At 63.0% G+C, this 12,590-nt stretch carries 14 protein-coding genes; 1 reads left to right on the top strand and 13 read right to left on the bottom strand.

Annotated features, from left to right (window positions below; all coding sequences use genetic code 11):
- Genes JMA46_RS03905 through pyrR form a run of 4 tightly spaced genes read right to left on the bottom strand, consistent with a single transcriptional unit; the run spans position 1 to position 3,552 of the window.
- Positions 1–591 carry a hypothetical protein gene (locus tag JMA46_RS03905; RefSeq protein ID WP_348770049.1) on the bottom strand — a complete coding sequence of 197 codons (591 nt, stop codon included), beginning with the start codon at positions 589–591 and terminating at the stop codon, positions 1–3.
- On the bottom strand, positions 591–1,916 hold the full coding sequence (locus JMA46_RS03900; protein WP_207343984.1) for a dihydroorotase: 1,326 nt from the start codon (positions 1,914–1,916) through the stop codon (positions 591–593). The genes JMA46_RS03905 and JMA46_RS03900 overlap by 1 nt, the downstream gene beginning before the upstream one ends.
- A complete protein-coding gene (locus JMA46_RS03895; protein WP_207343983.1) occupies positions 1,913–2,944 on the bottom strand; it encodes an aspartate carbamoyltransferase catalytic subunit in 1,032 nt (343 codons plus the stop codon). Before JMA46_RS03895 ends, JMA46_RS03900 begins: the two co-directional genes overlap by 4 nt.
- The gene (pyrR, locus tag JMA46_RS03890) at positions 2,941–3,552 is read right to left on the bottom strand and encodes a bifunctional pyr operon transcriptional regulator/uracil phosphoribosyltransferase PyrR (protein WP_207343982.1); all 612 of its coding nucleotides are present in this window, start codon (positions 3,550–3,552) and stop codon (positions 2,941–2,943) included. The genes JMA46_RS03895 and pyrR overlap by 4 nt, the downstream gene beginning before the upstream one ends.
- Before the next feature lie 133 nt (positions 3,553–3,685).
- On the opposite strand from pyrR, the gene JMA46_RS03885 reads away from it, so the two are divergent.
- Entirely contained in the window at positions 3,686–5,053 is a 1,368-nt protein-coding gene (locus JMA46_RS03885) for a PrsW family intramembrane metalloprotease (RefSeq protein WP_207343981.1), read from the top strand.
- Between the two features lie 122 nt (positions 5,054–5,175).
- Here the strand turns inward: JMA46_RS03885 and nusB are convergent, their stop codons facing one another.
- The 9 genes from nusB to ruvX form a co-directional block, all read right to left on the bottom strand.
- Positions 5,176–5,622: a transcription antitermination factor NusB gene (gene nusB, locus JMA46_RS03880; protein ID WP_207343980.1), complete on the bottom strand. Its 447-nt coding sequence runs from the start codon at positions 5,620–5,622 to the stop codon at positions 5,176–5,178.
- Complete coding sequence (efp, locus tag JMA46_RS03875; RefSeq protein ID WP_207343979.1) at positions 5,622–6,185, bottom strand: elongation factor P; 564 nt, start codon at positions 6,183–6,185, stop codon at positions 5,622–5,624. The genes nusB and efp overlap by 1 nt, the downstream gene beginning before the upstream one ends.
- A 253-nt stretch (positions 6,186–6,438) precedes the next feature.
- On the bottom strand, positions 6,439–6,939 hold the full coding sequence (locus JMA46_RS03870; RefSeq protein ID WP_207343978.1) for a tetratricopeptide repeat protein: 501 nt from the start codon (positions 6,937–6,939) through the stop codon (positions 6,439–6,441).
- A gap of 1 nt (position 6,940) precedes the next feature.
- On the bottom strand, positions 6,941–8,044 hold the full coding sequence (gene aroB / locus JMA46_RS03865) for a 3-dehydroquinate synthase (RefSeq protein ID WP_207344044.1): 1,104 nt from the start codon (positions 8,042–8,044) through the stop codon (positions 6,941–6,943).
- A gap of 2 nt (positions 8,045–8,046) precedes the next feature.
- Positions 8,047–8,625 (bottom strand): shikimate kinase, encoded by a 579-nt coding sequence (locus JMA46_RS03860; RefSeq protein ID WP_207343977.1) that lies wholly within the window; start codon positions 8,623–8,625, stop codon positions 8,047–8,049.
- On the bottom strand, positions 8,625–9,824 hold the full coding sequence (gene aroC / locus JMA46_RS03855) for a chorismate synthase (protein WP_207343976.1): 1,200 nt from the start codon (positions 9,822–9,824) through the stop codon (positions 8,625–8,627). Before aroC ends, JMA46_RS03860 begins: the two co-directional genes overlap by 1 nt.
- A 5-nt stretch (positions 9,825–9,829) precedes the next feature.
- The gene (locus tag JMA46_RS03850; protein ID WP_207343975.1) at positions 9,830–10,741 is read right to left on the bottom strand and encodes a shikimate dehydrogenase; all 912 of its coding nucleotides are present in this window, start codon (positions 10,739–10,741) and stop codon (positions 9,830–9,832) included.
- On the bottom strand, positions 10,742–12,001 hold the full coding sequence (gene mltG, locus JMA46_RS03845) for an endolytic transglycosylase MltG (RefSeq protein ID WP_207343974.1): 1,260 nt from the start codon (positions 11,999–12,001) through the stop codon (positions 10,742–10,744).
- The gene (ruvX, locus tag JMA46_RS03840) at positions 11,998–12,588 is read right to left on the bottom strand and encodes a Holliday junction resolvase RuvX (RefSeq protein WP_348770048.1); all 591 of its coding nucleotides are present in this window, start codon (positions 12,586–12,588) and stop codon (positions 11,998–12,000) included. The genes mltG and ruvX overlap by 4 nt, the downstream gene beginning before the upstream one ends.
- Between the last annotated feature and the right edge of the window lie 2 nt (positions 12,589–12,590).

Here is a 12,590-nt window from a genome sequence, read left to right as displayed (position 1 = left end):
TCAATTGTTCTTTCCGTTGCACTCTGCTGTGGGCGTGTCTGTGTGGTCCACAGGCTGGTTCTCTACATCTTGTATTTCATGGTCCTTGCGGCCGTTGGCTTCCTGCGGCAACAACGCCTGCAATGCTTCCATCAGCGGGCGTTTGGCGCCTGCTTGCGTGGTGCGGAATCCGGTGTCCACGGCGGTGTCCGCCAAATCCCAGCCGATCACCACCAGCCCGTCCTTTTCGACGAACTTTCCGGCCATCCCCGACTGCGCACCGACCTCGCGCAGGCGCTCCTGGGCGATGAAGATGTCCTGCGCACCTTTGCGTTCAATCACGACGCCGGCCGCGTAGACATGCACGATCGCCGGGGTGCGGATGCCCAGCCCGTGGACAGCCATGCGGTCAAGCCAGTCCCCTGCGGAGGTGGTGACAACATAGAGGCCCGGAACACTGATGGCTGCCTCGCCCATACCGGCCGGAACTTCAGGCAGTGGGGCGACGGCGTCCTGGCGTTTGAGCTTGTTGCGCCAGCCCCACCACATCATGGCGAAGATGACGACGACGAGCAGCAATGTGAGCATGCCCGGCAGGATCCGCTCGTCCACTAGTGCCCCTCGTGGCGGTAGGGGGTGTTGAGCAGGCCGTTCAGCACCGTGGGATGTCCGTGGAAGAACGTGGCCACCACCTTGCCGGGCAGCACCAGTCCGGCAAACGGGGAGTTGCGGCCCTTGGTGGCCATGGCGGCAGGGTCAACGTTCCAACGCGCGGCCGGGTCCACCAGCACGATGTTGGCAGGCTCGCCCACTTCCAAGGGCCTGCCCTGGTCCTCAACGCGGCCAATCTGGGCCGGGGCGATGGAGGTGACGCGGGCGAAGTCTTCCCACGTCATGAGCCCGGATTCAATCATGGTCTCCTGCACCACGGACAGCGCCGTTTCCAGCCCGGTCATACCCATGGCCGCTGCAGCCCACTCGCATTCCTTCGCTTCGCTGGGGTGCGGAGCATGGTCGGTGCCGACAATGTCGATGGTGCCATCCGCCAAGGCTGCACGCAGAGCGTGGACGTCCGAGTCAGCGCGCAACGGCGGATTGACCTTGTACACGGGGTTGTAGCTGCGCACCAGTTCTTCAGTCAGCAGGAGGTGGTGCGGGGTGACTTCGGCCGTAACCGAGATCCCGCGCTCCTTGGCCCAGCGGATGATTTCCACCGATCCGGCCGTGGACACGTGGCACACATGCAGGCGTGAGCCCACGTGCTGGGCCAGCAGCACGTCGCGGGCAATGATGGACTCCTCTGCGACGGCGGGCCAGCCAGCCAGGCCGAGGTCAGCCGAGACGATGCCCTCATTCATTTGCGCGCCTTCGGTGAGGCGGGGCTCCTGGGCGTGCTGGGCGATGACGCCGTCAAACGCCTTCACATATTCCAATGCACGGCGCATCATGACAGGGTCGCTGACGCAGATGCCGTCATCGGAAAAGACGCGGACGCGTGCACGGGAGTCGGCCATGGCGCCCAGCTCGGCAAGCTGCTTGCCGGCCAGGCCCACGGTGACTGCGCCGACGGGGTGGACATCAACCCAGCCTGATTCGCGGCCCAGCGTGTGAACCTGCTCCACGACGCCGGCCGTGTCGGCAACCGGTGAGCTGTTGGCCATGGCGTGCACGGCGGTGAAGCCGCCCAGGGCCGCGGCTCGGGTGCCGGTTTCCACCGTTTCCGCGTCTTCGCGGCCGGGTTCGCGCAGGTGGGTGTGGAGGTCCACCATGCCAGGCAGCGCGACAAGGCCTGCCGCGTCGATGACTGTTGCGCCGTCCACGGTGGCGGCGTCCAGGTCCTTGCCAACGGCGGCGATGACGCCGTCGCGGATCAGCAGGTCCGCCGTCGTGCTTCCCAAAAGGGACGCTGAACGAATCAAGTAACTTGTGGAAGTCATGAGGGATCCTTTACAGAAGGCAGGGAGGGTGAAGGCTGGGCAGCCACTGCAGGGGTCTTCTCGGAGCGCATCTCCCCCGACAACAGCAGGTACAGGGCGGCCATGCGCACCGAGACACCGTTGCGGACCTGGGCCAGCACGGTGGAGCGGTGGGAATCGGCGGCGGCGGAGGAAATTTCCAGGCCGCGGTTCATCGGGCCCGGGTGCATGATGATGGTGTCCTTGAGGTTCAGCGCGTCAAGGCGGGCCAGGCGGGCGTCGTCGAAGCCCCAGAGGCGGGCATACTCGCGCGTGGACGGGAAGAACGACGCGTTCATGCGCTCGGCCTGAACGCGCAGCATCATGACGGCGTCAACTCCGGAATCCAGCGTGGCGTCCAGGTCATAGCTCACCTCGCAAGGCCAATGCTCGACGCCGACCGGCAGCAGCGTGGGCGGGGCCACAAGCGTGACGTGGGCGCCCAGGGTGCGCAGCAGCCATACGTTGGAACGGGCCACGCGGGAGTGCAGCACGTCGCCCACGATCATGACCCGCATGCCGGTCAGGTCTGCTCCCACGGACGGGGTGCCACTGAGCTTGGCCCAGTGCGCACGCATCGTGAACGCGTCAAGGAGAGCCTGGGTGGGGTGGGCGTGCGTGCCGTCGCCGGCATTGATGACGGCTGCATCGATCCAGCCGGAGTTGGCCAGCCGGGCCGGTGCCCCTGATGCCCAGTGCCGGATGACGACGGCGTCTGCGCTCATGGCTTCAAGGGTCTGGGCCGTGTCCTTCAGCGACTCGCCCTTGGACACCGAGGAGCCCTTGGCGCTGAAGTTGATGACGTCGGCAGACAGGCGTTTGGCGGCAGCCTCGAAGGAGATACGCGTGCGGGTGGAGTCCTCGAAGAACAGGTTCACCACTGTGCGACCGCGCAGGGCGGGCAGCTTCTTGATTTCCCGCTCACCGACGGCAGACATTTCCTGTGCGGTGTCAAGGATCTGAATGGCATGCTCGCGGCTCAGTTGTTCAGTGGACAGCAGGTGCCTCATGCGCCTGCCTCGATGACCACTTCGTCGTTGGCAGCAGCGCCACCGTCAATCTCAGACAGGCGCACACGAACTTTTTCGCTGGAGGAGGTGGGCAGGTTCTTGCCCACATGGTCTGCGCGGATGGGCAGTTCGCGGTGGCCGCGGTCAACGAGCACTGCCAGCCGGACGGCGCGGGGACGGCCCAGATCGACCAGTGCGTCAAGGGCTGCACGGATGGTGCGACCGGAATACAGGACGTCGTCCACGAGGACAATGGTTTTTCCGTCAATGCCCGAGGCGGGCAGTTCGGTGGGCTGGGGCGCCCGCGTGGGGTGCTGCGCCAGGTCGTCGCGGAACATGGTGACATCAAGCTGGCCAACAATGGCGCCCGGATCCACACTGGGATCGCTGGCAGCCAACTTCGCGGCCAGACGTTGCGCCAGCGGGTAGCCGCGTCGCGGAATGCCCAACAGCAGGAGATCCTGCGAGCCTTTGTTGGCTTCCAGGATCTCATAGGCGATGCGGGTCAGTGCCCGGTCAATGTCCGCTGCGGATAAAACCACTCGGGACACTACGGCAGGAGCTGAGGTTGATTGAACATCCCCAGTCGCTTCAGAGGAAGTATTCATTTTCTCGCGTCCCCTTTCCCCGCCTCACAGGACGGAATTAAAAGGCTGATTGCGTACATCTCAAAATACCACAGGCGCGGCCAGGCGTGCCGGTGCCTTGGTGGCTGTGCCTGCTGGCTCTAGTCTTTAAGCCATGACCGAACCAGGCCCGTGGCAGCAGCCCCCTGCGGGCACACCCCAGCAGCAGCCTCAGTACACGCAGCAATATCTCCAGCTGCAGCATGCCCAGCCGTATGCCCAGCCGCCGGCACCCGGAACTGCGTTGAGCCACACGCACAACTATTGGGCGCACCCCGCCCCTGCCCCGGCACGAAAGAAGGTACGCGGCAGGGGCGCTAAAGTGACGAACATCATTTTGTTGTGTGTGCTGGCCCTCGTGACACTCGTAACATTGGTGTTCTTTGCCCTGTCCATCGGTGTGAACGTGTTCCTGGTCTGCGGCGCCTTGGCGTTGATACCGTTGACCATCTGCGTGGCAACGCTGATGTGGATTGACAGGTGGGAACCAGAGCCGCTCACCGCCTTGGCTCTGGGTTTCTGTTGGGGAGCGGGCATGGCTGTCATCACCACTCTTGTGGTGGGCAGCTGGGTGCAGCCTTTGTTGATGAACGGCTCGACGGCGGAAGGCGACACCGTGGGCGCCGTCATCCAAGCACCGCTCGTGGAGGAATTTTGCAAGGGTGCCGGCGTACTGCTCCTGTTCTTCCTGCGTAGACGCACCTTCGACGGACCCATAGACGGCGTGGTCTATGCCGGCATGGTGGCCGCCGGCTTTGCCTTCACCGAGAACATTCTCTATTTTGGCCAGGCTCTTCAAGAAGCCCAAGGGGCACCTGCCGGGATTCTGGGCATCTTTGTTCTGCGCGGTCTCATGTCCCCGTTTGCCCACGTCATGTTCACTGCCACACTGGGAGTCTGTGTTGGCTGGGCGGCCCGCTACGGCGGCACTTGGACGGTGGTGGGGGCATGGGCCGTGGGACTGGTTCCAGCCATGCTCCTGCACGGCTTGTGGAACGGTTCGGCATTCCTGGGAGGTAGCTTCTTCATCGCCTATGTGGTGCTGCAAGTGCCATTGTTCGTCCTGTTCATAGTCGGTGTCATCCTGCTGCGCCGTTCCGAAGCGAAACTGACCCGGACGCGTTTGTCCGAATACGTTCCGTCCGGCTGGTTCACACCGCAGGAGGTGCCGATGCTCGCAACCGGTGGGGGCCGCCGTCGTGCTTTGACATGGTCTAAAACCTTTGCCGCAGCGGCAACCATGAAGGAATTCATCCGGCTCGCCACCCGGCTGGCCTTTACCCGGCAACGTCTGCTGGTAGATTCACGCGGCCACGCACAAGGACGCATTGCCGCCGGCCAAGAGCTGGAAATGTCACTGCTGAACAAAATCACCGCCGTCCGCAGCAACCTGTTGGGCCAACACGCGGCAGCCACCTGGCACGCCCAACAAGCCCAGCAAGTCCTGCTGGCCCAGCAGCAGTACCGCCAGCCGCCGTACTGACCGGCGATCCCCGCACTGCCCGCGCACAAGCGGTCTGAAGAACACAAAAAGGCCCGCTGCGGGCACCGAAAACATGATAGAGATCGTGTTTTCGGTGCCCGCTGCGGGCCCCTAGAGCTGAATTATGCCAGCAAAGTCGGCTTGATCTGCTGCAAACGGCCCAGCAGACCGTTGACGAACTGGGGGGATTCATCGGTGGAGAGGATCTTCGCCAACTCCACAGCTTCGCTCACGGCAACTGCGTCGGGGACGTCGTCGTTGTAGAGCAGTTCCCACGTGCCGACGCGCAAGATGATGCGGTCAACGGCGGGCATGCGCTCAAGCGTCCACCCTTGGGAATACGTCTGCAAGAACTCGTCGATGCTCTCGGCCATGGTGGTGACGCCTTCAACCAGATCAACCGTGTACGGGTTGATGATCTGGTCGGTCTTTTCGCGCCGAGCGGTCAAGGCCGACAAGGCGCTGACCTCACGCTGTTCTGCCTCGAACAAAATTTCCAAGGCGCGTCGGCGTGCCTTGCTGCGTGCCGAATTTGGTTTGCCCGTGGGGCTGGTTTGACTGCTTGCCACTACTCGCTTACACGTCCCAAGTAGCTGCCGTCGCGGGTGTCAACCTTGACGAGGGTGTTGTTCTCAACGAACAACGGGACCTGGATCTCAAAGCCGGTCTCCACCGTGGCCGGCTTCGTGCCGGCGGAGGAGCGGTCGCCCTGCAGGCCCGGCTCCGTGTACGTGATGCGCAGCTGAACCGACGGCGGCAATTCGATGTACAAGGGTGAGCCCTCGTACAGTGCGATGGTCACGTTGAGGTTTTCCAACATGAAGTCGGTGGCGTCGCCAACGGTCTTCCCGGAAACGGTCAGCTGGTCGTAGTTGTCCAAGTCCATGAACACGAAGTCTTCCCCGTCCTGGTACAGGTACTGGAAGTCCGAACGGTCCACTGTTGCAGTCTCGATCTTCAAGCCCGCGTTGAACGTCTTGTCAACGACCTTGCCGGAGAGGATGTTGCGCATTTTGGTGCGGACAAAGGCACCGCCCTTGCCTGGCTTGACGTGCTGGAACTCAATGATGTTCCAAAGCTGGCCCTCAAGTTTGAGAACGGTGCCGTTCTTAATGTCGTTAGTCGTTGCCACAATAGCCTCTTAGCGTATAAGTGTTATCAAAAATCCATTGACCATACTACCGCACACGGCTGTGCTGCGCCGTATGACCCCCGCCACCACGGCGCGTTTGCGTTCTTCACGAGAACGAGGGCGGTCTGCCGCAGGTGGCTGGGCCCACGCCTGCGAGGTGCCCCGGGCGAGGCACGAGGCTGGGGAGCAGGTGGCTGGGCCCACGCCTGCGAGGGGCCCCGGGCGAGGCACGAGGCTGGGGAGCAGGTGGGGCCTAGCCTCGTTCGGCCTGGTCCAGCGCACGCTTCAAGGACACCGTGGCCGAATAGATCGCAGTGGCGTCATGCCCGGCCGCAACCCGCAGTTCCAGCGCGGCCGCGAAGCTCTTGGCCGCCGCATCAAACTGGCCGCTACTGAAGAGCACCTTGCCGATTTGTTGAAGCACCCACGGTTCTGTGGGCAGCCCTGCGACAGTGGGCAGGATGCCGCGCAGAATGTTCTCCGCCCGCTCGAAGTTCCGGTTGGACCGGAGCACTTCCGCGTCCAGAACCTGCAACCGGACGGATTCGGGGTCCGTAAGGCGTGCGTCGGCGGCGGCCTCGGCAGCCTCAGCAGTGCGACCGCGCGCCAGCAGCACGAAGATCTTGTCCGCCGGATCTGCTGTTTGTGCAAGGGCCTCGTCACAGGCCTCCGCATCAACGACCTCAGCCAGCAACGTGTCCGGGTTTACAGCTGTGCCGGGAAAACCAGCTGAGGGCCAATCCTTCAGTCCCATGCTAGGACGCTATCTCCTGATAGGCGGCAAAAAGTAAGGAGGTGTCAGGCACGTCCAAAATACCGGGACGCCCAATGCCGTCGAGGACCACAAACCGCAACAGGTCCCCGCGTGATTTCTTGTCGCGGCGCATTCCATCCAGCAGCGCCTGCCAGCGGTCGCGGCGGTAGCTGAGGGGCAGCCCGAGGAGGTCGAGAATGCTGCGGTGACGGTCTGCGTCTTCGTCGCTGAGCCGCCCCACGCTGCGGGCAAGCTCGGCGGCAAACATCATGCCCACCGACACGGCAGCCCCGTGGCGCCACGAGTAGCGCTCAGTCAATTCGATGGCGTGGCCCAGGGTGTGTCCGTAGTTCAGGATCTCGCGCAGGCCCGATTCCTTCAGATCTTCGGAAACCACCCGTGCCTTCACGGCGATGGCACGCTCGATCAATTCCCGCAGCACCGGTGACTTCGGGTCCTTCACAGCCTCAGGGTTGGCCTCAATCAGGTCCAGGATGACGGGATCGGCGATAAAGCCGCACTTGACCACTTCGGCCATGCCGGAGATCAATTCGTTGGGCGGCAGCGTGTCCAGCGCGTCGAGGTCCACCAGCACCCCTGCCGGCGGGTGGAACGCACCCACCAGGTTCTTGCCTTCGGCAGTGTTGATGCCCGTCTTGCCGCCCACGGCCGCATCCACCATGCCCAGCAGTGACGTGGGCAGGTGCACCACTTTGACGCCACGCAACCAGGTTGCTGCAACGAAACCGGCCACGTCGGTCACGGCACCTCCGCCGACGGCCACGATGGCGTCCGAGCGGGTGAAGTCGTTCTGGCCCAGAACCTGCCAGCAGAAGGATGCCACCTCAATGTGCTTGCCCTCTTCGGCGTCGGGAATCTCCGCCGTCAGAGCAGTGAACCCGGCTGCGGCCAGGTCTTCACGGACCGTGTCACCTGTCAGGCGCAGCGCGCGGGGGTGGATGACGAGGACTTTTTTGACCCGCTCACCCAGCAGCGCTGGGAGTTGCGCCAACAAGCCGCGGCCCACAACGACGTCGTAATTTTCCTGCGGCAACGTGCCGGTGACCTTGATGACCGTGGTGGTGGCTGCTGCTGTATTTTCGATGTTCACGGTTGCAAATTCTCTTTCCTTGAAGCGTCTGCAAGCTGCTCGATCAGCCGCACAACAAGCTGCGGCACATTGGAGCGGCTCACATCGAGAGTGATGTCGGCCAGTCGGTCATACACGGGGCCCCGGGCGGCGGCCAGGCGCTGCCAAGTGCCCACGGGGTCCGCTGCCAGCAGCGGACGCCCGGTGTTGCGGGTGATGCGTTCGCGCACCGTGTCAATATCGGCCCGAAGAAAAACCACGGTGGCCCGGGCGAGTAGCTGCTGCGTGCCTGAATCCAGCACAGCTCCCCCGCCCAGGGACAAAACCACCGGCTTGGGTTTGGGCGAATCCAGCACCGCAGCAATGGTCTTTGCTTCGAGCTGGCGAAAGTGATGTTCACCCCTGGCTGCAAAGATCCGCGGCACCGGGCCGTGCTTGGCCACGATCTTCTGGTCCGAGTCAATGAATTCCACGCCCAGTACACGGGCCAATTCGGCGCCGATCACGGATTTTCCAACAGCCATGGGGCCGATCATGACGATGGGCCGGTGGGGCGTGAACTCCGGCACCCCGACCGGATCCCTGCCCGTCTTCATCAGTGACCCAGCGTATCCAGGTTGGCAGGGATGGCTGCCAGGTAGCTGTCCATATTCCGCCGCGTCTCCGCAATGGAATCCCCGCCGAACTTTTCCACGAGGGCTTCGGCCAGCACCAGGGCGGTCATGGCTTCAGCAACCACTCCGGCTGCCGGAACGGCGCACACGTCGGAGCGCTGGTGGTGTGCCTTGGCCGGTTCTCCGGTGGTCACGTCAATGGTCTTCAGGGCTCGCGGAACGGTGGCGATGGGCTTCATCGCCGCACGCACGCGCAGCACGTCGCCAATGCTCATACCGCCCTCAATGCCACCTGCGCGGTTGGAGGTGCGGGTGATGCGCCCCTGCCCATCGCGCACGATTTCGTCGTGGGCGGCCGAGCCGCGGCGGGCCGCAGTGGCAAAGCCATCCCCGACTTCCACGCCCTTGATGGCTTGGATGCCCATGAGGGCTCCGGCCAGCCGCGAGTCCAGGCGCCTGTCCCAGTGCACGTAGCTGCCCAGTCCGGGAGGCAGGTTGTAGGCCAGCACCTCAACAACGCCGCCGAGTGTTTCGCCTTGCTTCTGGGCAGTGTCAACCTCTACGACCATGGCGGCCGAAGTTGCCGCGTCAAAGCAGCGCAGCGGATCTGCGTCAAGGGCGGCGACGTCGCTGAAGACCGGCAATGCTGAATGTTCGGGTGAGGCAACACCGGCGATCTGCACGGTGTGGCTGACCAGCTCAACGCCGACGGCGGCCAGCATCTGCGCAGCCACGGCGCCGAGCGCCACACGGGTGGCGGTTTCGCGGGCACTGGCGCGTTCCAGCACGGGCCGGGCCTCGGTAAACGCGTATTTTTGCATACCGGTAAAGTCGGCGTGGCCGGGGCGCGGACGCGTCAGCGGCGCATTGCGGGCCTGGTTGGCCAGCTCGGATTCATCCACGGGGTCAGCAGACATGATCTGCTCCCACTTGGGCCACTCGGAGTTGGCGATCTGAATGGCAACGGGCCCACCCTGGGTCAGTCCGTGGCGCACACCGCCGAGGATCGTCACCACGTCCTGTTCAAACTTCATCCGGGCGCCGCGGCCGTAGCCCAGCCGACGGCGTGCCAGGGCGTCCCGGATGTGGGCGCTCGTAAGCTCCACACCGGCGGGCACGCCTTCAATAATTCCAACGAGTGCCGGGCCATGTGATTCTCCGGCGGTCAACCAACGCAACATACCCTCTATCCTGCCATGTTCTGTTCGTGGGGATTCCGCCTGTCGACGCCAATTGCGTCGCACATCACATTGATGACGTCCCCTTGCTTCTCTGTTGCCAGTGTGCCGTATCCTCCGGCCTGGACAAACAGCTTGACTTGTGCAAAACCCTGATACAAAAGCATCTCAATGCCGGCCACCACCGTCCCTGCGCACCCCTGCCACGCTGACGCCAGCGCACTGGGCCAGGGGTCGTAGGCAACGTCGAGCAGCACTGCCCCGTGCAACCGTTTGCCCTGCGCTGCGATGGCCTCGGCAAGAACGTCTGCACCATGTGGCGGGAGCGTGGAAATGACGACGTCGAACCCGGCCAGCGCTTCAGCGGCACCTTCAAAGGGTGCCAGTGTGGAACGCAGGTTGACTTTCGCAGCCACGTCCATGACGTCGGCGGCTTTGGCTGGGTTGCGCACAAACACCACCACCTCCGAGGCTCCCAGCTGCGCCAGTGCGGCCACGGCGGAAACAGCCGTTCCGCCGCCGCCCAGTATGGCCGCACGCGGGCGCTCCCGAACACCGGCGTGGAGAAGCGCATTCACGATCCCCTGCACGTCGGTGTTGTCCCCGCGCAGGTGGGTGCCGCCGTCGGGCTTTCGCGTGCACACAATGGTGTTCACCGAACCCAACGCCGCCGCCACGGGACTGAGTTCATCCAGCAGATCCACGGCCGCGTTCTTCAACGGCATGGTCACTGACAGACCATACCAGTTGCCTTCGCTGCGGACTCGACCCAGGAAATCGGCCAATTCCGAAACCTGGATGTCAATGGCCGTGTAGCTAAATGGCGCACCCAGGACCTGGTAGGCGGCGTTGTGCAGGGACGGTGATTTGGAGTGCCCAATAGGGTGCCCCAACACCGCTCCCTGAAGCAGGTTCTTCAATTATTTGCACTCTCCCGGGTTCGCGCCACACCAGGCAACATACTTGGCCACGTTGACCTGGTGCTGGGCGAAGGTGGCGGCATACAGTGTTTCACCGGTCTTCAGGTTGACCGTCACCCAGAAGTAGTAGGGGTTGGCGACGGGGTGCGCAGCGGCCTCAATGGCCTTGCTGCCAGGGGAACCGATCGGCCCAACAGGAAGGCCTCGGTTGGCGAACGTGTTGTACAGATTCGACTTATCCGCCTTTTCCTCCGCCGTGATGTTGTACGTTTTCACGCCAAGACCGTAGGCCACGGTGGCATCGGATTCCAACCGGCCACCCGTTTCACCGTTCGGATTGTTGATCCGGTTTTCAATCGCCCCGGAAATCTTGGCGTAGTTCGCCTCATTGCCTTCAAACTCAATAATGCTGGCGATGGTCAGGACCCTGTACTGCTCGGCCGGGGTGGTGACGCCGGCATCCACGAGGGACTTTTTCGTGGCTGCAACCATTTCAGCAAGAACGCCCTTAGCATCAAGCTCAATCGGGAATTTGTACTCCCCCGGTGCCAGGTAACCTTCAAGGTTTTTCGCCTGCTTGGGCAGTTCAAAGAGTCCAGGCTGTTTGGACAGCGCCGTAAATTCCGCCAACGGGATGCCCGTGCTCTTCGCCAAAACGGCCAAAGTGTCCTTGATGCGCAGGTTCTGTGCCACGGCAGCGTAGTGAACCTTGTCGTTGCTGACCTCCATCAAGATCGTGACGGCGTCGGCGGCCTTCATCTGTGTCTTCATGTTGAACGTGCCGGGCTGCAGTGAACCAGTTCCGTTCGCAGCCTCCAAGGCGTCAAGGAAAGCCTGCTCGCTGGCAACAACGTCCTGAGTCTTCAGTTCCGTAGCCACAGTGCGTCCGGTGGCGCCCTCGGGAACAACCACTTTCACGGCAGTGATGCCGGGCCCCGGGTAGTCCGGAACAGTAAAGCCGCCGAGCATGGGTTTGATTGTCTGCACGGCGAAGTACACCACAACGGCGAAAAATATCAACACAATCAAAAATGCCACGCTGCGGCGGCGCTTGCGCACCCGTTTGGACACGCGGGTGCCCCCGTGTGAAGCCACTGGCACCGCACCGTCGCCCTCTTCGTCGTGCACAAAGTCGGCAGGTTCGCCAGCCTCGGCAAACTCAGCAGAGTCCTCGTGCTCGTGGGCGGCCTCTTGCCAACCCTCGGGCTCATGCTCAAACTCAGGCTCGGCAGCGGCGTGGCCAGGGAAATGTTCAGTCATGGTGCCGTCGTCGTTTCTTCAGGCACGCTGGCAGGCGTGGAAATGGTGGAAACCTCTTTATTTTTCGATGATCCGGCAGTCCCCACGACACCAGTTCTGGGTGCACGCACACGTAAGCCGACGTCGGCCTTGCGCGCCTTTTGCATGTCAATGGCGTGCTGCAAAATTTCCACAGCAGCCACTTGGTCTACTACTTTACGGTGTTCACGGGTGTCCATGCCAACGCTGCGCAGCGCTTGGTGGGCGCTGACTGTGGTCAAACGCTCGTCGATCAGGTGCACGGGCACGTCCATGTCGGATGCTTGCAGCAAGGCGACAAGGATGTCAGCGTAGTGCCGCGCCATCAGCGCCGACGCTTTTTCCTCCCCCTTGAGCGTGCGGGGCAGTCCGACGAAGATCTGGCAGACGCCGCGTGCTGCGGCCTCTTTGACGACGATTTTCACGTCGCTGTTCCTCTTTTCATCCCTGCTCAGCGTCTTGACCGGCGTTGCGAGGATTCCATCCGGATCGCAGGAGGCCAGACCCACGCGAACCATTCCCACGTCCACGCCCAGTTTGGCCCCCTGCGGGTAACTATTTTCGGACACGA

Source organism: Arthrobacter sp. E3, assembly GCF_017353415.1.
GTDB lineage: Bacteria > Actinomycetota > Actinomycetes > Actinomycetales > Micrococcaceae > Specibacter.
This window is presented reverse-complemented; position numbering and strand designations above follow the sequence as displayed.

What these genes read in the sequence shown, in the direction of transcription:
- JMA46_RS03900 (WP_207343984.1), bottom strand. Translation starts at nt 1,916, where the DNA reads ATGACTTCCACAAGTTACTTGATTCGTTCAGCGTCCCTTTTGGGAAGC.
- JMA46_RS03895 (WP_207343983.1), bottom strand. Translation starts at nt 2,944, where the DNA reads ATGAGGCACCTGCTGTCCACTGAACAACTGAGCCGCGAGCATGCCATT.
- pyrR (WP_207343982.1), bottom strand. Translation starts at nt 3,552, where the DNA reads ATGAATACTTCCTCTGAAGCGACTGGGGATGTTCAATCAACCTCAGCT.
- JMA46_RS03885 (WP_207343981.1), top strand. Translation starts at nt 3,686, where the DNA reads ATGACCGAACCAGGCCCGTGGCAGCAGCCCCCTGCGGGCACACCCCAG.
- JMA46_RS03870 (WP_207343978.1), bottom strand. Translation starts at nt 6,939, where the DNA reads ATGGGACTGAAGGATTGGCCCTCAGCTGGTTTTCCCGGCACAGCTGTA.
- JMA46_RS03860 (WP_207343977.1), bottom strand. Translation starts at nt 8,625, where the DNA reads ATGAAGACGGGCAGGGATCCGGTCGGGGTGCCGGAGTTCACGCCCCAC.
- aroC (WP_207343976.1), bottom strand. Translation starts at nt 9,824, where the DNA reads ATGTTGCGTTGGTTGACCGCCGGAGAATCACATGGCCCGGCACTCGTT.
- mltG (WP_207343974.1), bottom strand. Translation starts at nt 12,001, where the DNA reads ATGACTGAACATTTCCCTGGCCACGCCGCTGCCGAGCCTGAGTTTGAG.